This is a genomic window from Martinezella tropici, from assembly GCF_003287875.1.
In the GTDB taxonomy this organism is placed as follows: domain Bacteria; phylum Pseudomonadota; class Alphaproteobacteria; order Rhizobiales; family Rhizobiaceae; genus Rhizobium; species Rhizobium tropici_C.
In genome coordinates this window covers 148586-167494 of the sequence record NZ_QMKK01000035.1, presented here as the reverse complement: position 1 = coordinate 167494, position 18909 = coordinate 148586, and the positions used below count along the sequence as shown (strand labels likewise).

16 protein-coding genes are annotated in these 18909 nt (G+C 60.4%); 11 read left to right on the top strand and 5 right to left on the bottom strand.

What is annotated here, in order from left to right:
- Position 1: 1 nt before the first annotated feature.
- The 3 genes from DQ393_RS14045 to DQ393_RS14035 form a co-directional block, all read right to left on the bottom strand.
- The gene (locus tag DQ393_RS14045) at positions 2 to 910 is read right to left on the bottom strand and encodes a carbohydrate ABC transporter permease (RefSeq protein ID WP_112342382.1); all 909 of its coding nucleotides are present in this window, start codon (positions 908 to 910) and stop codon (positions 2 to 4) included.
- Positions 907 to 1782 (bottom strand): carbohydrate ABC transporter permease, encoded by an 876-nt coding sequence (locus DQ393_RS14040; RefSeq protein ID WP_112342381.1) that lies wholly within the window; start codon positions 1780 to 1782, stop codon positions 907 to 909. The genes DQ393_RS14045 and DQ393_RS14040 overlap by 4 nt, the downstream gene beginning before the upstream one ends.
- 187 nt (positions 1783 to 1969) lie before the next feature.
- Positions 1970 to 3163, bottom strand: coding sequence for a mandelate racemase/muconate lactonizing enzyme family protein (locus tag DQ393_RS14035; RefSeq protein WP_112342380.1), 1194 nt, complete (start codon positions 3161 to 3163; stop codon positions 1970 to 1972).
- Positions 3164 to 3369: 206 nt separating this feature from the next.
- On the opposite strand from DQ393_RS14035, the gene DQ393_RS14030 reads away from it, so the two are divergent.
- The 5 genes from DQ393_RS14030 to DQ393_RS14005 all read left to right on the top strand — a co-directional run bounded on the left by DQ393_RS14030 (position 3370) and on the right by DQ393_RS14005 (position 8533).
- Complete coding sequence (locus DQ393_RS14030) at positions 3370 to 4065, top strand: RraA family protein (RefSeq protein WP_112342379.1); 696 nt, start codon at positions 3370 to 3372, stop codon at positions 4063 to 4065.
- Between the two features lie 60 nt (positions 4066 to 4125).
- Positions 4126 to 5313 (top strand): mandelate racemase/muconate lactonizing enzyme family protein, encoded by a 1188-nt coding sequence (locus DQ393_RS14025; RefSeq protein ID WP_112342378.1) that lies wholly within the window; start codon positions 4126 to 4128, stop codon positions 5311 to 5313.
- Positions 5314 to 5423: 110 nt separating this feature from the next.
- Positions 5424 to 6638, top strand: coding sequence for an ABC transporter substrate-binding protein (locus tag DQ393_RS14020; protein ID WP_112342377.1), 1215 nt, complete (start codon positions 5424 to 5426; stop codon positions 6636 to 6638).
- 207 nt (positions 6639 to 6845) lie between these two features.
- Complete coding sequence (locus DQ393_RS14010; protein ID WP_112342375.1) at positions 6846 to 7703, top strand: carbohydrate ABC transporter permease; 858 nt, start codon at positions 6846 to 6848, stop codon at positions 7701 to 7703.
- Positions 7700 to 8533, top strand: coding sequence for a carbohydrate ABC transporter permease (locus DQ393_RS14005; RefSeq protein ID WP_112342374.1), 834 nt, complete (start codon positions 7700 to 7702; stop codon positions 8531 to 8533). The genes DQ393_RS14010 and DQ393_RS14005 overlap by 4 nt, the downstream gene beginning before the upstream one ends.
- Before the next feature lie 84 nt (positions 8534 to 8617).
- On the opposite strand, the gene DQ393_RS14000 is transcribed toward DQ393_RS14005, so the two are convergent.
- Positions 8618 to 9823 carry an ROK family transcriptional regulator gene (locus DQ393_RS14000; RefSeq protein ID WP_112342373.1) on the bottom strand — a complete coding sequence of 402 codons (1206 nt, stop codon included), beginning with the start codon at positions 9821 to 9823 and terminating at the stop codon, positions 8618 to 8620.
- Positions 9824 to 10099: 276 nt separating this feature from the next.
- Between DQ393_RS14000 and DQ393_RS13995 the strand changes: the two genes are divergently transcribed.
- The 6 genes from DQ393_RS13995 (at position 10100) to DQ393_RS13970 (ending at position 17671) form a co-directional block, all read left to right on the top strand.
- Entirely contained in the window at positions 10100 to 11371 is a 1272-nt protein-coding gene (locus tag DQ393_RS13995) for an ABC transporter substrate-binding protein (protein ID WP_112342372.1), read from the top strand.
- 64 nt (positions 11372 to 11435) lie between these two features.
- Positions 11436 to 12320, top strand: a complete 885-nt coding sequence (locus DQ393_RS13990; RefSeq protein WP_112342371.1) for a carbohydrate ABC transporter permease — start codon at positions 11436 to 11438, stop codon at positions 12318 to 12320.
- Complete coding sequence (locus DQ393_RS13985) at positions 12320 to 13171, top strand: carbohydrate ABC transporter permease (RefSeq protein ID WP_112342370.1); 852 nt, start codon at positions 12320 to 12322, stop codon at positions 13169 to 13171. Before DQ393_RS13990 ends, DQ393_RS13985 begins: the two co-directional genes overlap by 1 nt.
- Before the next feature lie 58 nt (positions 13172 to 13229).
- On the top strand, positions 13230 to 14375 hold the full coding sequence (locus DQ393_RS13980) for an ABC transporter ATP-binding protein (RefSeq protein WP_112342369.1): 1146 nt from the start codon (positions 13230 to 13232) through the stop codon (positions 14373 to 14375).
- Between the two features lie 20 nt (positions 14376 to 14395).
- Entirely contained in the window at positions 14396 to 16537 is a 2142-nt protein-coding gene (locus tag DQ393_RS13975; protein WP_112342368.1) for a beta-galactosidase, read from the top strand.
- Between the two features lie 180 nt (positions 16538 to 16717).
- Positions 16718 to 17671 (top strand): NAD-dependent epimerase/dehydratase family protein, encoded by a 954-nt coding sequence (locus DQ393_RS13970; RefSeq protein WP_112342367.1) that lies wholly within the window; start codon positions 16718 to 16720, stop codon positions 17669 to 17671.
- A 22-nt stretch (positions 17672 to 17693) separates the two neighbouring features.
- Here DQ393_RS13970 and DQ393_RS13965 read toward each other — a convergent pair whose 3' ends face one another.
- Positions 17694 to 18905, bottom strand: coding sequence for a TIGR03862 family flavoprotein (locus tag DQ393_RS13965; RefSeq protein WP_112342366.1), 1212 nt, complete (start codon positions 18903 to 18905; stop codon positions 17694 to 17696).
- Between the last annotated feature and the right edge of the window lie 4 nt (positions 18906 to 18909).

Below are 18909 nucleotides of genomic sequence, written 5' to 3'. Positions count from 1 at the left end.
CCTATCCCTTGATGGCGCCGGCGGTGATGCCCTGCACGAAGAACCTGCCGAGGACGAAGTAGATGACGAGCGGCGGCAGGGCCGTGAGCAGCGCCGAGGCCATGTCGACCGCATAGTTCTTGGCGCCCGTGGTCGTCACCGTGATGTTGTTGAGCACGACCGTCATCGGCTGTGCGTCCTGTGCGCCGAAGGTCAGGCCGACCAGAAAGTCGTTCCAGATGCCGGTGATCATCAGGATCAGGACGACGATCATGATATTGCCCGACATCGGCAGAACGATCTCGAAGAAGATCCGCCAGAAAGAACCGGAATCGATCATGGCGGCCGCGATGATCTGCGGCGGCATGCCCCGGAAATAATTCCGGAAGATCAGTGTCAGGAAGGGCAGGGACAGGACGCTGTGAATGACGGCGATGCCAAAGGTGGTGCCGTAAATATGCAGCGCGCCGGTGATCTTGATCAGCGGATACATGATGATCTGGAACGGCACGAAGGCGCATATGAAGAGAACGAACAGGAAGCCGTTCGCCCATTTGACATTCCACAGCGCCAACCCGTAGCCGGTGACGATCGATAGCGAGATCGTCAGCACGAGGCTCGGGGCAAGAATATAGAGCGAATTGACGAAACCGATACGCACGCCGTTGCAGTTCATGCCGGAACAGGCCTGCGTCCAGGCATAGGACCAGGCTTCGGTCGTCCACGGCGAAGGCAGGGAGAATATCTGCCCTTCGCGGATCTGATCCATCGTCTTGAAGGACGTCACGACGATGACATAAAGCGGAACCGCGAAAAACGCGGCTGCCATCAGCAGGAAGATGAAGATCACCACCCGGCTTGGCCGGATCAGCGGGCGCCGGCGCGCTTTCGTTTCTCGACCGGATTGCGCTGCGGCGGAAATTGCCGTCATGCCGCCCTCCTTTGCCTGATAGCCGTGATGACGACGAGCGGCAGGAAGAGGGCGAGAGTCGTCAGCAGCATGACGGCCGCGCCCGCAGAGGCGAAGCCGAGATTCTGCTTCTGCCAATAGGCGTCGATCACGAAATAGGCCGGCATGACCGATGCGCCGCCTGGTCCGCCATTGGTCATTGCGACGATGATGTCATAGGCCTTCACCACGCCGATGCAGAGCAGGATGATGCAGGTCAAGAAGGTGAGTTTCATCATAGGGATGATGACCTCGATATAGAGCCGCCAGAAGGGGACGCCATCGAGGCGCGCGGCCTGCCAGATCTCGGTGTTGATCGACTTCAGGCCGGCAAGCATGAGCGCCATGAAGAAGCCGGTCGATTGCCAGACCGCCGCCAGGATGACACCGAACATGACCGTGTCCTGGCTTGCGAGCCAGTTGAAGGAAGCGCTCTGCCAACCCATCGAGTGAAGCACGTTCTCGATGCCGAGCTCCGGATTGAAGAGCCAGCGCCAGACGAGCCCGGTGACGATCAGCGAAACGGCGAGCGGATAGAGAAAAACCGTGCGGAAGATGCCTTCCCCGTGCACCTCCTTGTCGATCAAGGCGGCAAGGATAAAACCCGTTACGATCGACAGCAGGCTCCCCACGGCAAAGATGGCGAGGTTCTGCAGGGACAGGATCCAGGAAGGATCGTGGAAAAGCCGCCAATATTGCTTCCAGCCGACGAGTTCATAGTCGGGAAAGCGCCTCGATGCCGTGAAGGAGAGATAGACGGTCCAGCCTATCGCTCCAATGAAAAACACAAGCGTCAACAGCGCCGCCGGCGCAACAGCCAGATGCGGGACGACGCGGCTCCATCGGATTCCCATGAGCCTCCTCCTCAGGCCGCCAGCGTTCCGCTCCTCCAGCTCGCCGCAGACGTGTTCTCATATGAACAAGATACAGTTCACAATAGACCAACTATAGGAATCAAAAAATCGGGATGTCAAATGACAATTGGCCGTCCCTCTGAGCTGTTGCCCGCTGACGTTGGATCGGGGCGAGGCGGGCAGCCAATCAATCGAAGAATGTTTGGTCGTCTTCCGCGAGATATAGTCTTGCGCGTTCGGGTAAGAGGTCGACGCCCATGCCTGGTCGTTCGATGACATCGACAAAGCCATCCTTGACGATCGTCTGCGGCAGGCCCTCGACGATGTCGTACCACCAGTCCGAGTCGCCGGTCGTATACTCGAAGGCGATGAAATTTTGAGGCAGGGTGGCGCATACCTGGATGAGCGCGCCGAGGCCGAGCAAGCCGTTCGCCGTCCCGTGCGGCGCCATCATGATCGAATGAAGATCGGCATATTCGGCGATCCATTTGAGTTCGGCGATGCCGCCGACATCGGCCGGATCGGGGCCGACGACATTGACCGCTTGGCCTTCGATCAGTTCCTTGAAGTTCTGGCGCAGATAGATTTGCTCGCCGGTATGGATCGGCGTCGTGCTCGCGCATGTCAGTTCACGATAGACGCCGGCATTGACCCAAGGCGTATAGTCGCCGGAGAGCAGGTCCTCGATCCACAGCAGATGATAGGGCTCCAGCATGCGGGCAAGACGGATCGCATCGGACAGCATCCATCCCGGGCCGCAATCGAGCGCCAGCCCGATCCTGTCGCCGGCGACTTCCTTCATCGCGGCAACACAATCGACCAGATGGCGCAGGCCCTTTTCCGTGATCGGACCACGGTCGAGTGCGCCGTGGAAGGGGCTGGCATTGGGTTCGCCGTAATAGAAATCCGGAATCCGCTTCATCGGTGAATGGAAGCCGATCGGCTGTTTGATGATAGTGAATCCTTCAGGCAGATCCATCATCTTCTTCAGATCGTCGGCCATGTGCTCCGGCTCGTAACCGCTGATTGGAAAGCGAATGGAGCCGTTGTAGACGCGAATGCGGTCGCGCACGCGCCCACCAAGCAGTTTGTGCACCGGCAGGTTTGCCGCTTTGCCCGCTACATCCCAGAGCGCCATCTCGATGACGCTGACGGCCGCGCCCCAGGGCTTGAAGCTTCCGCGCTGGCGGATCTTCAACATGACACGCTCGACATTGGTCGGATCCTCGCCGATCAGCGCCTCCCGGAAGGCAAGGATATGCGGCTTTAGATAGGGCTTCCACGTTTCGGCCTGGCCATAGCCGGAAACGCCTTCATCGGTGACGATGCGCACGATCGGGCTCTTGCCGATGATGGCGCATTTGAGGTCGACGATCTTCATTTCCGCTCCTCTTCATATCGGCGTCATAGGAGGCGCCGCCCCCTCCGCGGCGTTGCCGCCTGGATCCACCCAGCGGCGATTGACAAACCTGCGAGCCTTCTATTATCATTCATTAGAGAACTGATAAAGTTCAAATAGGAAACGATCGTGGAGGCGGCGGTTTCCAGACGCGCTTGCAGAATGGGCTCAGCTGGAGGAGGCAGGCCATGGTTACGCAGCATGCGGACGTCGCAGGCAGGGCCGAGCGGTTCAACAAACTTTATACCGCGGCAGTCTATGATATCCTCGACGAGATGGGGTTGCCCAATCAATGCATGGATCTCGGCATTCGGCCGCTCGACCGTGCGATGCGCATCGCCGGCCCTGCCTTCACGGTCGCCGCGACGGTCGATATGCGTACCGATGAGGAATATGATCTCGAAGAGGTCAAAACCTTCACCTTCTTCCGCCGCATGTATTCAGGCTGTGTCGTGCTGATCTCAGCCGCGGGCGAATGCAAGGCCGGTCACTGGGGTGAGTTGATGAGCACCGCTTCGAAGGCGCGTGGCGCAGTCGGCGTCGTCGTTGACGGCGGAATCCGAGACGGCAATATTCTCATGGGAATGGAGGACTGGCCGGTCTTTACCCGCTATCTCTCGCCCATCGAGTCGCGCGGCCGCACCCGCATCAGCGGCATCGAGGTCCCGATTTCCGTCACCGGCACCTTGACCTCACAGATCAGGGTCAACCCGGGCGATTGGCTTTTCGGCGATATGGATGGCGTGATGGTCATTCCCGCCGATAGGGTCGACGCCGTTCTGGCACGCGCGGAAGAGGTTCTGACGATCGAAAACAGGTCGCGCGACGAGATCCGTGCCGGCGGCGATGTCGCCGACATCTATGCGAAATACGGACGGCTTTGATCCGTTCGCTGACATCAAGACAGGTAAGCGGCTTGCGAGACCTGCGGCCGGGAGGAAGCCATGAAAATTACGGCGCAGAAGGTCTTCGTCGCAAATGTTTCGCGGACCAACTTCGTCTTTGTGAAGCTCTATACCGATGAGGGGCTGGAGGGCGTCGGCGAGGCGACACTCGAATGGAAGACCAAGACGGTCGTCTCCGCACTGGAGGAGTTGGAACGTGTGCTGATCGGGCGCGACCCGTTTGCCGTCGATGCGATCGTCGAGCAGCTGCATCGCGATTCCTATTGGCGGACAGGCGCGGTCTTTCGCACCGCCCTCGGCGCGATAGAGGCGGCCCTTCTCGATATCAAGGGAAAGGCACTCGGGGTCCCGGCATTCGAACTTCTCGGCGGGAAATATCGCGATCGGGTCGAATGCTACGCCAATCACTGGTTCTTTGGCGCCGTGACGCCGGATCAATATGCGCGAAAGGCCCGCGAGGCTGTGGACATGGGATACCGCGCCCTTAAGTGGGATCCTTTCGATGTCGCCGATCTCGAAATGAATGGCAAGCAACGCCGGCAGACGATCGATATCGTCGCGGCGGTGCGCGATGCGGTCGGTCCGGATGTGGACCTTATGCTCGACGTGCATGGCCGGTTGAACGTGCCGACGGCGATTGCCATGTGCCGCGAGCTTGCACGGTTTGATCTGCGCTGGATCGAGGAGCCGACACCGCCGGAAAGCATCGATGCGCTGGCCGACGTGCGCGCGGCAAGTTCGGTGCCGATTGCCGCCGGCGAGCGCTGGTACGAGCCCACCCGCTTCCTCGAGGCGCTGGCCAAGAAGGCAGTGGACGTGTTGCAGCCGGATGTTTCCCATGCCGGGGGTCTCGGCGAGACGAAGCGTATCGCCCACATGGCGCATTACCATCTTATCCCAGTCGCGCCGCACAACCCGGTCGGACCCGTCATGAATGCGATGACACTGCACATGTCGGTCGCCATCCCGAACTTTTCGGTATTCGAAACCGTCTCGATCGACGTGCCCTGGCGCAAGGAACTCGTGCGCGAGACGCTGCAATTCGAGGATGGCGCGATCCTTGCGCCGACGGCACCGGGGTTGGGCGTTGAGCTGAACGAAGAAGCCTGCGCGCGCTATCCCTACGCCCCATACGACGTGCCGCTGTTCGACGGCAGCATGAATACGAGCGGTGTCGCGGCAGGGGCGGCGACCTTCTCGCGCGTCGGGAAGGATGGACGCAATTGATTGACCGGAATGAGCGGGACCGGGTGGAAAGAGGAGCCACCTTGTCTATGCCAATGGCATGAAAGGTCAGGACACAGGCGCGACGGACATCTCGCGTGAAGGAGGAGGCAATGGACAAGATGAGGATGACGGTCGTTGCGGCCGTCGCGGTCTCGGCGCTGACATGCAGCAGCGCATGGGCCGGCGAGGTCGTCTGGTGGACACCGAACTGGGGCCAGGCGCGAGCCGAAAAGCTCGCGGCCGATTTTAAGAAGGCAAACCCCGACATTACCATCAAGATGGAGATCACCACGGCAAACGGTTTGCCGCAGCGTATCCTGACTGCCCTGCAGTCTGGCGCGACGCCGGATATCATCGAGGTGCAGCATCCCTGGATTCAGGGCTATGCCCATAACGGGCTCGTTCTGCCTGTCGATGACATCATCGAAGACAAGGGCGATTATAACAAGGCGGCGATCACCTACGACACCTATGACGGCAAGCTCTATGGCATACCCTACCGTGTCGAATGTGTCGGCGTGCTCTACAATATGGAAGACTTCAAAGCTGCCGGCCTCGATCCCGCCAATCCGCCGCAGACCTGGGATCAGTGGACGGATGCGGCAAGGAAGCTGACGACGGGCGGAAAGTTCGGTATGGCGATCACCGGCGGCGGGGAGGTCGGCAATACGGTGACCCGCCTGCTGCCGCTGATCTGGATGAATGGCGGGGATGTCATCAGCGCCGATGGAAAGACCGCCGTCGTCAATTCGCCGGAGGCTGTTGCCGCTGTCAAATTCTATACGGACTTCTATAAGAACAAGTACTCGCCGGATTCGACCCTGCAGAATGATGGCATTGCCAACCGTCAGCTCTTCATCGCCGGCAAGGTATCCATGTATCAGGCCGGTCAATTCGACATTGCCCCGATCATGCAGGCAAAGCCCGATCTGAAGCTGGGCGCCATGGCAACGCCGCATCCGGATGGCAAGCAGACCGCCGGCATCATCGGTGGCTGGAGTTATGTGATCCCGAAGGATGCCAAGAACCCTGATGATGCCCGCAAGTTCATCAAGTTTCTCGCCACCTCGGACAATCAGGGTTTCTTCACCGACACCTTCCCGGCCCGCGCTTCGGCACTGTCTCAGCCGCGGTTCCAGGATCCGATGCTCAAACAGTTCGCGGCGATGCTTCCCTTCGGCCGGCCGGCACCGAATACGCCGCGCTGGGTGGAGATTTCGCAAGCCCTGTTCGACGGCGTGCAGCGCGTGCTCTCAGGCGATCAGGATGCGCAAGCCGCCATGGATCAGGCGAAGGACGAAATTCAAGCGCTGCTTGATAGCTGATGGCAGGGACTGAGCGACGTGGTTTTGACGCGACGGCGTCAAGCTGCCGCCCGCGCCATGGACATTGGAGCGGTTCAGCTTTTTCACCGAATCTCTGAACCGCTCCATCTTCTTGTTTTCTCGCAATTCCGGGCGGAAAACCGCTGCGCACTTTTCCTGGAATTGCCCTGAGTGACATTCCCGCAGCATCACAGGAAAGGCCGACCCATGGGCCGCCCATCTACAGGTCTTCTGTTTGTCCTGCCCGCCATGATCGTGCTGGCCATGCTGATCGCCTATCCGATCGCCTACACGATCCTGCTCAGCGTCACCAATTCGCAGGGCGCCTTCACCGGCCGGAATTTTGCCAATGTGCTGCGTCCGCCGGTCACGCGGCAGGCCTTCTTCAACCTGATCTACTTCGTCGGCGGCTCGATCGTCTTTCAGGTCGTGCTCGGCACCGCCACAGCTATTCTGCTCAACCAGCACTTCACCGGGCGCGCCGTCCTGCGCTCGATAACGCTGATCCCCTGGGTCGTTCCTGGCATCGTTGCGGCGACCACCTGGGCATGGATGTTCCACACTGAATTCGGCATCATCAACTACATGATGACAGGCGCCGGCATCATCCCGGCACCCGTCAGCTGGCTGACCGATAGCGGCACCGTCATGCCCGTTCTGATCGCCATCAATGTCTGGAAACTGTTTCCGTTCGTGGCCATCATGGTTCTGGCCGGCCTGCAGGCGATCCCGAAGGAACTCTACGAAGCCGCCAAGGTCGATGGTGCCAATTTCTGGGAAGAGGTTTGGCATGTGACGCTGCCGCAGGTGCGCCCGGTCATCACGGCGGTGACACTGCTGCTGGTGATCTGGGGGCTCAATTCGATCACGCTCATCTATGCCATCACCAAAGGCGGACCGGCGAACAAGACGCTGATCACGCCGATCCAGATTTTTCGGCTCGCTTTCGAGAGTTTCCAGTTCAATCAGGCCGCTGCCCTATCGGTCATCTTCTTTCTGGTGGCGGCTGTGCTGGTGGCGATCTACCTGAGGGTGCTGACGACAAGGCCGGGAGAGGCCCGATGATGGGGAGAAGTCGCCTTGCAACGCTGACGATTGCGGTCTGCTCGCTCGTCCTTATGGCCGTCTGCCTCTTCCCCTTCGCCTGGATGGCACTATCTTCGATCAAGACGCTTCCGGAACTCTATACTGTGCCGCCGCATTGGCTCCCCGCAGCGCCAACGTTCGGCAACTATATCAATGTCATCTTCAGTTCGAATATCCCGCGCTACTTCCTGAACAGCGCCGTGATCTCAGTCGGTTCCACGGGTCTTGCACTCATCCTGGCGATTTTCGCTTCCTACGGCTTTGCCCGTTTCGAATTCCGCGGCCGGCGGCTTTTGCAGTCGCTCGTGCTGATCGGCCAATTGCTCCCGACCGCGGCGATCATCGTGCCGCTCTTCATCACGCTGCGCTATCTGCATTTGGTCAACACCTATTGGGGCCTGATCCTGGTCTATATGATCATCACCCTGCCGCTCAGCGTCTGGATGCTGACCAGCTATTTCAAGGCGATACCCGTCGAGCTGGAAGAGGCGGCGACGATCGACGGCGCCTCCCGCCTCGGCGTGCTCTTCCGCATCACGCTTCCGCTGTCCACGCCTGGCCTGGTGGCTGTCGTCGTCTATGCCTTCGTGACCACCTGGAACGAATTCATCTTCGCGCTCTGCTTTGCGACGGATTCCTCGGTCAAGACTCTGCCAATCGGGCTTGCGGAATTTTCGACCGAGTTCAACACCGATTGGGGAGCGGTGATGGCCGCCTCCATGGTGATGACAATTCCGGTCGCTCTCCTGTTCCTGTTTTTCCAGAACCTGTTCGTGGGCGGTCTGACGGCAGGCGCCACCAAGGGCTGAGCGAGCCCGCTGCGGAATGCACCCTCTTCGGCGGTTTTCCATCCAGATTGACGGGTACTCGAACGGGATCTCAGGTGCGACCGATCATGCGAGATAGGTTGGCGTTGCCGGTTCACTCATTCCGGTTGTTCCGTCGGCCGTCTCGAAGTCGAAAAATTTCTGGGTGACGAGGGCGGCTGCGCCGCGCGCCCAGGAATTGTCTTCCCAATCGGGCAGAAGCGGTGGCGAGGCGAAAAAGGTGCGAGCCGCCATGCTGGCTTCCAGGGGGCCGAAAAGAGCATCGCCGAACGAAACGGCCTCGCCGCCGACGACGATGACTTCGGGATCCGTGATGTTGACGAGGTTGGCGAGCGCCTTGCCGATCCCGGCGCCGGCTTCGTGCAGGATTCTGTTGACCTCCGCATCTCCCGCCTTTGCTGATTCCAGCATGTCGGAGAGGTTGTGGCTGCTATCCCGATTGGTCGCCTCGCGCCATGTGCGAAGCATGGAGGGTTCGGAATAATAGGCCATCAGGCAGCCGCGCTTGCCGCATTCGCACAGCCGGCCGTTCTCCTCATGCAAGGTGTGGCCGAATTTGCCGGCTGCGCCATGGGCCCCGCGGTAGAGTTTTCCGTCGACGATGATGGCACAGCTGATGCCGACGCCGATCGCAAGCACGGCCATATTGCGATGGTGCCTTCCCGGGCCAAAGAGCTGTTGGGCAATGGCATAGGCATTCGTGTCGTCCTCGAGCCAGACCGGCACCTTGACCTTTTGCGCGACCATCGATGCGAAAGGTACATTGTTCCACTTGAAACGAAAGCTGCGCACGCAGACGGCCTGGTTGTTATCGATGACGCCTGGCATGGAAACGCCAATGCCTGCCAGCCGCGCATGGGGGCGCCCTGCAGCCTTGACAAGCTGGGGCACGGCTTGGGCCAGCGTCGTTGCAACATTTTCCGGCTTGTTGTCGCCAAGCGATAGGCGGCAGGACGCGAGCGGGTTGGTTGCAAGATCGGTGACGACGCATTCGGCGGAGCCGACCATCAGCTTGAACCCGATCGCCAACCCATTGGCATAATTGATCTCGACGGGTATGGGACGCCGGCCCGAAAGCCCGGCCACGGCCTTGCCTTCGGTGACGTGGCCCTCCTCGATCAAATCGGCAATGACGAAGGTGACGGCCGCTGGACTGAGGCCGGTGATCGTTGCGATTTCGGCGCGGCTTTTCGGCCCTTCCTGCCGCAGAAGGTTCAGGATGAGCCGCCGGTTGAGGGCTCGCGAAGTGCTCTGGTCGCCTTTCAGGCTCACGATTTCTCTTTCTTAATTTTGTAAATTAATTATTGCGTCCGCTTCAGACTTATGCATAACTTCACTTGTCGATCAACATCCGGCACGTGCGCAAGCACGAAGAAGTCAGCAATAGGACAAGGTTTCTCGAACCGAGGGTTCCGGGCAGTGCAAATGCATTGCGGCGGCAGGTTTTTTGCGACCATTGCGCAGGCGGCAGGAGGGGGCGGCCGCCGCGCATTCCGTCCGGTCTGCTGATTAAGGATGAGGATAGATACCACAACGGGAGGAGTCCAAATGACTTTCAATTTGCTTGGAAGGCCGGCAAGCCGGCGTGCCTTTTTGAAGGGTGCGGGAGCGGTTTCCGCCGCCGCCTTCACCGGTTTTCCCATGCCCGCCATTGCACAGGCGCAAGACATCAACATCATTTCCGACGAGAACAACGCCGATGCACTGGCGATCCTGCGCAAGATGGCAGACGATTTCGGCAAGCAGGCCGGCGTTAAGGTCGTGATCAACAATATGGATCATGAGGCGCACAAAACCGCGATCCGCAACTATCTGGTCGCCGGTGCGCCCGATATCTGCTTTTGGTTCTCGGGAAACCGCATGCGCGCCTTCGTCAAGCGCGGCCTGTTCGACGACATTTCCGATCTCTTCGAAAAAGAGAAGTATAAGGATGTTCTTGGCGCGGCGGCCGGTTCGGTCACGGTCGACGGCAAGCAATACGGTCTGCCGACGGGCGGCACGCTCTGGGGTATGTTCTATCGCAAGGATGTCTTCGCCCAGCTCGGCACTGCCGTACCGGCAAGTTGGGATGATTTCCTGGCCTATGGCGCGAAATGCAAGAGCGCCAATCTGACGCCGATCGCGATGGGCACGAAGGAATTGTGGCCTGCCGCCGGGTGGTTCGATCAGATGAACCTGCGCATAAACGGTCTCGACAAGCATATGGCGTTGATGAACGGCGAGATGAGCTATCTCGATCCGGCGCTGAAGCCGGTGTTCGACATGTGGGAAACCCTGATCAAGCAAGGTTTCTTTACGCCGAACAACACATCTTTCGGCTGGCAGGAGGCGGGCGCGCTGTTGTCGCAGAAGAAGGCCGGCATGATGAACCTCGGCGCCTTTGTCCGCTCTACTTTCCCGAAGGAAGAGCTCGACCAGCTTGCTTTCGCTCCCTTCCCGACGATCGATCCGAAGATCGGCCGTTTCGAGGAGTTTTCGCTGAACTCGGTTCATATCCCGGCCAATGCCAAGAACAAGCAGGGCGCGCGCGAATTCCTCGCCTATTTCTACCGGCCGGAAAATCTCGGCCCTTATCTGGAGCCTGGCGGCAACGTGCCGCCCCGCAACGATCTGCCGCCGAGCAAGGACCCGCTCGTCAACGCTGCAGTCGAAACGCTGAAGACAGTGCAGGGTACCTCGCAATATTACGACCGCGATAGCGATCCCGACATGGCCCAGGCCGGCCTCGTCGGCTTCCAGGAGTTCATGGCGAAGCCCGAGCGGCGCGATGCGATCCTGAAGCGGCTCGAAGGTACGCGCAAGCGCATCTACAAGATCTGACCTTCCTCCCAGCGACCGGCAGGCGGGGCTGCCGCTCCGCCTGCCCATACCGAAAGAGGATAAGATGATGACATTTTGGCGCCGCCATCGCTGGTGGCTCACCCCGACTTTGCTGATATTGCCTGCGGCCGTTCTCTTTTCGATCGTGATCCTGTGGTCGGCGATAGAAAGCCTCTGGATCAGCCTGCACGAATGGGATGGCTTCAGTCCGATGGTCTGGATCGGCTTCGGCAATTATGCCGAGCTGTTCAACGACCCGCAATTCTATGTCTCGCTGAAGAACAACATCATCTGGCTGGTCATGTTCATGGCAGCGCCGCCGCTCGGACTGGCGATCGCCCTCTTGGTCAATCAGAAGATTCGCGGCATGCGGCTCATGAAGTCGCTCTTCTTCATTCCGCTGGTACTGGCTTCGGTTGCCGTCGGCGTCGTCTTTACCTGGGTCTATACGCCGCAACTCGGCCTGCTGGCGCTGATCTTCGGCTTTTTCGGCGCGACCGCACCCGCCGTCCTGTCGGACGAGCATTTCGTCACCTTCGCGATCGTGATTGCAGCGCTCTGGCCGCAGATCGCCTTTTGCATGGTGCTCTACCTCGCCGGGCTCAACAATCTCAGCGAGGAACTGATCGGCGCCGGTCGCGTCGATGGAGCAAGGGGCTGGAACATGCTGCGCCACATCGTCCTGCCGCAGCTGACGCAGGTCACCTTCATCGCGATCGCCGTCACCGTCGTCGGTGCGCTGCGCTCGTTCGACATGGTCTCGGTCATGACGCAGGGCGGTCCTTTCGGCTCGTCCGAAGTGCTTGCCTACCAGATGTTCGAGCAGTCGATCTTCTCCTATCGCTTCGGCTACGGCGCCGCGATCGCCTCGGTCCTGTTCGTGATCATGGCGGTATTCATCGCCTGGTATCTCACGCGCATCATTCGCATCGAAGAAAGAGGGGCCTGATGTATCCGCGCCCAATTGCCGAAGATGCCATCTGGCGGCGTCGCTTCTATTTCATTGCCGTGCTCGCAATCCTGATCCTCTGGCTCTGCCCGCTGTTTGCCATCATCCTGACGTCGTTCCGCTCGACGCAGGATGTCATGGGCGGCAATCTCTGGGGCTGGCCGACGCAGTTTGGCCTGGTGGAGAACTATACGTCCGTCTTCACCCAGACGCCGATGGCGCGCTATTTCCTCAACAGCCTGATGATCACCCTGCCGGCTGTCCTCGGCGTGCTGATCCTGAGCACGCTCGCGGGCTTCGTGCTGGCGCGTTATCGCTTCCGTGGCAACATGCTGGTATTTGCCCTGTTCGTCGGCGGCAATTTCCTGCCCTATCAGATCATGATGATCCCGGTGCGCGATCTGATGGTGCGCATCGGCCTCTACGACACGCCTGTAGCGCTGATCATCTTCCACATTGCCTTCCAGACTGGTTTTGCGACGCTTTTCATGCGCAACTTCATCGCCGCTCTGCCGGACGAGCTGTTTCAGGCCGCAAGAGCGGAGGGGGCGACGCCTTTCCAGACACTGGTTCATGTCGTCGTGCCGCTGGTGCGCCCGGCACTGGCGGCGCTCGCGATCCTCATCTTCACCTTCGTATGGAACGATTATTTCTGGGCGGTGGTGCTGACCATCAGCGATACGGTGAAGCCCGTCACGGCCGGACTTGCCAATCTGCGCGGCGAGTGGGTTTCGGCCTGGAACCTGATCTCCGCCGGCACCATCGTCGTCGCGGTGCCGCCGGTCGTCATGTTCTTCCTGATGCAGCGGCATTTCATTGCCGGGCTCACTATGGGCGCGGTGAAGGGATGAGTATTCCTTCCGCCACATCCGCCCTCCGTGTCACTCCCTTCCTTGCGAGCCTACAAGCATGACCAGTCTCGAACTACGCCACATCAATAAGAACTACGGCGCCTATCATGCGCTGCGCGGTATCGATCTTTCCGTCGAGCAGGGCGAATTCATTGTCATGGTCGGCCCCTCCGGCTGCGGCAAGTCGACATTGCTGAAGTCGATTGCCGGGCTGGAGACGATCTCTTCCGGCCAAATCCTGATCAACGGCCGCGATGTCACCACGGCCGAGCCGGGCGAGCGCGGCATTGCCATGGTGTTCCAGTCCTACGCGCTCTATCCGCATATGACCGTCGCCGAGAACATGGGCTTCGGCCTGCGCATGGCCAAGCGGCAGAAGGCGGAGATCGATGCGGCGGTGGCGCGTGCCGCCAAGATCCTGAGGATTACCGATCAGCTCGACAAGAGGCCGAAGCAACTGTCCGGCGGGCAGCGCCAGCGCGTCGCGATCGGCCGCGCCATTACCCGCTCCCCGGATGTTTTCCTGTTCGACGAGCCGCTATCCAATCTCGATGCGGCGTTGCGCACGCAGATGCGTGTCGAATTGAGTGGCCTGCATGCCGAGCTTGGCGCGACCATGGTCTATGTCACGCATGACCAGATCGAAGCCATGACGATGGCGAGCCGGATCGTGGTTCTCAACCGCGGCATCATCGAGCAGGTGGGCTCGCCGCTGGAGCTCTATCGCAATCCGGAAAATCTCTTTGTGGCCGGATTCCTCGGTGCGCCGAGGATGAATTTCTTCACGGTGACGGTCGATCAGGTTTCCGGACACGGCGTGATCGTCTCCGCGCCCGGCCTTGCGCCGGTGGCTGTCGAACTCGCGCCCGGCTGTGCGGTTCGGCAGGGAGAAAAGCTAACCTTCGGCATCCGGCCCGAGAACATCGCTATCGCCGAGGGACAATCCACGGGGGCTCCGATTTCCGGCCAAGTCCGTCTCGTCGAGCATCTCGGGCGCGAGACCATTCTTTATGTCGATGCAGGCGCGCTGCAATGCATCGGTTCCGAAAGCGGCACCGGCAACATCACCGTACAGATCGGCCATGTCGCCGGCATTGCCAACGACGCGCCGATCGGTCTCAGCATCGATCCCAAGGAAATCTACCTTTTCTCCGGCCAGGACGAACGAACCATCACCGTCCGCAAGCCAGTTCTCGATAAATAATAGTTCAGGAGCCTGATATCATGTCAGTGAGTAGCAGCAAGACCGACCTTTCCGTATGGCGGACCATCAAGACCGACAGGTTTCTTGTGGGAGCGCCGCATTATCCGGAACATGTCGATGAGGGCTATTGGGAGCGGGACGCCAAGCGCATGGCCGAAGCCGGCTTCAATGTCGTGCGTCTCGGCGAATTTGCGTGGCATCTTTTCGAGCCGAAGCTCGGCATGTTCGCTTTCGATCTCTTCGACCGTGCCATCGAGGTTCTGGCGCGCCACGGCATCGATACCATCATGTGCACGCCGACGGCGACCCCACCACGCTGGCTGACGGCGGCGCATCCCGAAATCCTTCGTGTCGATGGCAATGGCCGGATAATGAGCCACGGTTCGCGCCAGCATGCCGATACGGCAAGCCCGGTTTTCCGCGAGCACAGCAAGCGCATCACGAAGGCGATGGCCGAGCACTATCGCGATCATCCCCATGTCATCGGCTGGCAGACGGACAATGAGCTCAACACCAGCATGCCGGAATCCTTCTCTGCGGCGACGCTTTCGGAGTTCCAGGCGTTTCTGGCGGAAAAGTACGGGACCATCGACAAGCTCAATTTCGCCTGGGGCGGCGATTTCTGGGCAACCGCCTATGACGATTTCGACCAGGTCGTGCTTCCGATCGAATTCGGTCCCACCTTCCCAAGCCCCGGCCATGTCCAGGACTACCATCGCTTCCTCGCCTTCGCGACGGCCCGCTTCCAGCACGATCAGGTGGAAATCCTGCGGGCGACGAAGCCCGAGTGGTTCATCTTTCACAATCTCGGCGGCCTTCGCGACATCGATTTTCGCGGACAGTTTTCCACCGATCTCGATTTCGTCGGCTACGACATCTATCCGATGCTCTATGACGAATTCCAGCGCATCGGAAATCACGCCAAGGTACAGGCGCTTCACCTCGACATCTGCCGCGGGTTCTCAGGAAACTACATCGTGCCCGAGCAGCAGTCCGGGTTCGGCAGCCAGCCGGGCTTCTGTACGCTGACGCCGGAGCCGGGCGAAATGCGGCGCATGGCCATGTCGTCCGTTGCGCGCGGCGCCGACGGCCTCATGTTCTTCCGCTGGCGCCCGGCGCATTTCGGCGCGGAAATCTACTGGATGGGCATCATCGATCATGACGATGTGCCCCGTCATCGTTACGACGAAGCCAAGCGCTTCGCGACCGAGATGACGACGCTCAAGGATAAGATCCTTGGTACCTATGTGCGCATGGATGTCGGCATCGCCGGCTCGGATTTCGACAATCAGGAGGCGCACAAGACCTATTCGATCGGGCTGCCGAGCCCACAGGACGATGCCGTTCAGCTGCATCAATATTGCTACGATCGCGGCATTGCCTGCGGCTTCATCCATCCGGAAGACGATCTGTCGCGGCTGAAATTGCTTTATGTGCCGCATTGGGTGATGTGGAAGGACGGTTGGACCGAGAGGCTTGAGGCCTTCGCCCGGGACGGCGGCACCGTCGTCATCGGCGCGCGCACCGGCACGCGTGATGAAAACAATCATGTCATCCGCGAGGCCGCGCCGGGCGCGTCGCTGACGCGGTTGACGGGCGTCAAGGTCGAGGATTTCGGTCGCCTGGCAGCCCCCGACGCCAAGGGTCTATTCGACGTCATGTCGCGATCGGGCGGGCTTGTCATTCCCCCAAATCGTCCGGCGGAATCCCATCGTCGCGCTCGCCGCTTCACTTTCGGCAACCGTGAGATCGAGGCCGCATATTTCTACGAGAACCTGACGGTGACGGATGATGTCGAGGTGATTGCGACATGGTCGAACCGCTATGCCGAAGGTATGCCGATGGCAAGCCTGCGCCGGGTCGGCAAGGGCCGCGTGCTTTATCTCGGCACCTATCTGACACCGGAGCTGACGGATGCTTTGGCCGATCGAACCTTTGCGGAAGCGGGAATCGCGCCTCTTGTCGGCAATCTGCCCGATGGCGTCGAAGTGACGATGCGCCAGAACGACGAGCGACGCCTGCTTTTTCTGCAGAACTATCTCGACCAGCGCGCCGAATTGCGCGACGTCCCGGCCGGGATCGATCTGCTTGACAACGGCAAGGCGATATCCGGCACTCTGTCGCTCGACGCCTATGGCTGCGCCATCATAGAGCTTTGCTAGGCACGATCTCGGTACCCGTTTGTTTGAGCGGGTACCGATCGTTGCGATGCAGTCGCGGGAAAAATACGACTTTCTCCAGCGGGAGGGTGACAAAGCGGCGTTCGCGCCTATTCTCATACGCTGATCATATCTTGAACTTCGGTAGCAGCCGATTTCGATCTTGACGACTGGGAGGATATCATGACGCGCACGGTGATTATCGGCGCCACCGGCCATGTCGGCACCTATCTTGTGCCGCGACTGGTCGAAGCAGGGCATGAAGTGGTGGCGATCAGCCGCGGACAGGCCAAGCCCTATTCGCCGAACAAGGCTTGGAACGAGGCCGAGACATTGGTGATGGATCGTGCTGTCATGGAAAAGGATGGCAGCTTCGGTCCGGCCATCCGCGCATTGAAGCCGGATATCGTCATCGACATGATCTGCTTCACGCTCGATAGCGCAAGGCATCTGGCGGAAACGCTTGTCGGCCATGTCGGCCATTTCCTGCACACGGGCACGATCTGGACGCATGGCTTTTCGACCATCGTTCCGACGCCGGAGGAGGCGCCGAAGCGGCCGTTCGGTGACTATGGCACACAGAAGGCCGCCATCGAGGCATATTTGCTGGAAGAGGCGCGCCGCCGGGGATTTCCCGCGACCCTGATCCATCCCGGCCATATTGTCGGTCCGGGCTGGGCACCCCTCAATCCGGCCGGGCATTTCAATCCGTCGGCATTCTCGACATTGGCGCGCGGCGAAACACTGGCACTTCCGAATTTCGGCCTGGAGACGGTCCATCATGTCCATGCCGATGACGTCGCGCAGATGTTCATGGGCGCGATCGCCAATTGGCGCGTCTCGACGGGGGAGGCCTTTCATGCGGTTTCAGGCGGCGCGCTGACGTTACGAGGCTATGCCGAAGCCATGTCGCGCTGGTTCGGACATGAGCCGAAGCTGGAGTTCCTACCCTATGAGAAATGGGCGGAAGGCCAGGCGCCGGAGGATGCGCAGGCGACCTGGGAGCATATTGCCCGCAGTCCGAATTGCTCGATTGCCAAGGCGGAGCGGCTGCTTGGTTACAGGCCGCGCTATACGTCGCTGCAAGCCGTTCAGGAATCGGTCGCCTGGCTGATGGAGAAAGGGCGGCTCGGCTGAAGGTCAGCCGTTCGGGCTTCGGTCAGCGGCTCTTGAGCCAGGCATCCATGCCCTTGGCTGCCGCACGCCCGGTCGCAAAGCAGGCCGTGAGCAGGTAGCCTCCCGTCGGCGCCTCCCAATCGATCATCTCGCCGGCAACGAACATGCCGGGGAGTTTTTTTAGCATGTATCCACTGTCGAGTTCCGCCCAACGCACGCCGCCGGCCGACGAAATGGCTTCGGCGATCGGCCTTGGCCTCAGCAGCGGAATCGGCAGCGCCTTGATCAGGTGGGCAAGACTTTCCGGATGAGACAGTGCAGCCGGATCGGCAAGCTCGCGCAGCAGGCCCGCCTTGACGCCCTCGATGCCGGCACCCTTGCGCAACCGGTTGGAGAAACTGGCTTTGGGATCCTGCCGTGCCAGGTCGCGTGTCAAACGCTCCTCGTTGCGTCCGGGTGCCAGATCGACAACAAGCGATGCGTACTCCTTCTTCGTCAGGCGATCGCGCAGCGCGGTGGCATGCGCATAGACGAGGCTGCCCTCGATCCCGGTTTTCGAGATGACGAATTCGCCGGGGAAAGTTCCGGTATCCGATGTCGCGGTGACGGCCTTGAGGGGTTCGCCGGCAAAGCGTTCGCTGAACGGCGCGCTCCAGGTCACGTCGAAGCCGCAATTGGCCGGCTGGAAGGCGGCGATATCGATCCCCTTATCGCGAAGCCAGCTGACCCATGCCGCGTCCGAACCCAGCCGGGCATAGCTTGCACCGCCGAGCGCGAGCAGAACGGCATCATGTCGAACGGCCTCGCCTCCCCGCGGCGTTTCGAACAGCAGGCAGCCGTCGTCGAAGCCAGACCAACGATGCCGTGTCAGGATACTGACGCCTCGCGCCTCCAGCCGCGCCAGCCAGGCGCGCAGCAGCGGCGATGCCTTCATGACTTTCGGGAAGACGCGCCCGGATGAGCCAATAAAGGTTTCGGTTCCCAGGCCCTGCGCCCAGGCCCTGACATCGTCGGGTGTGAAGCCGTCGAGCGCGGCGCGCAATCGGGTCGAAGCCGCGCCGAACCGGTCGGCGAAAAGGCCGTAATCTTCCGAATGGGTGATGTTGAGACCCGATTTCCCCGCCAGCAGGAACTTGCGCGCGACCGTCGGCATGCTGTCGTAGACCACGACGCGATGGCCGAGCAGGGATAAGGTCTCCGCCGCCATCAGCCCCGCAGGTCCACCGCCTATGATTGCGATTTGCTTCTCAGTCATGCTC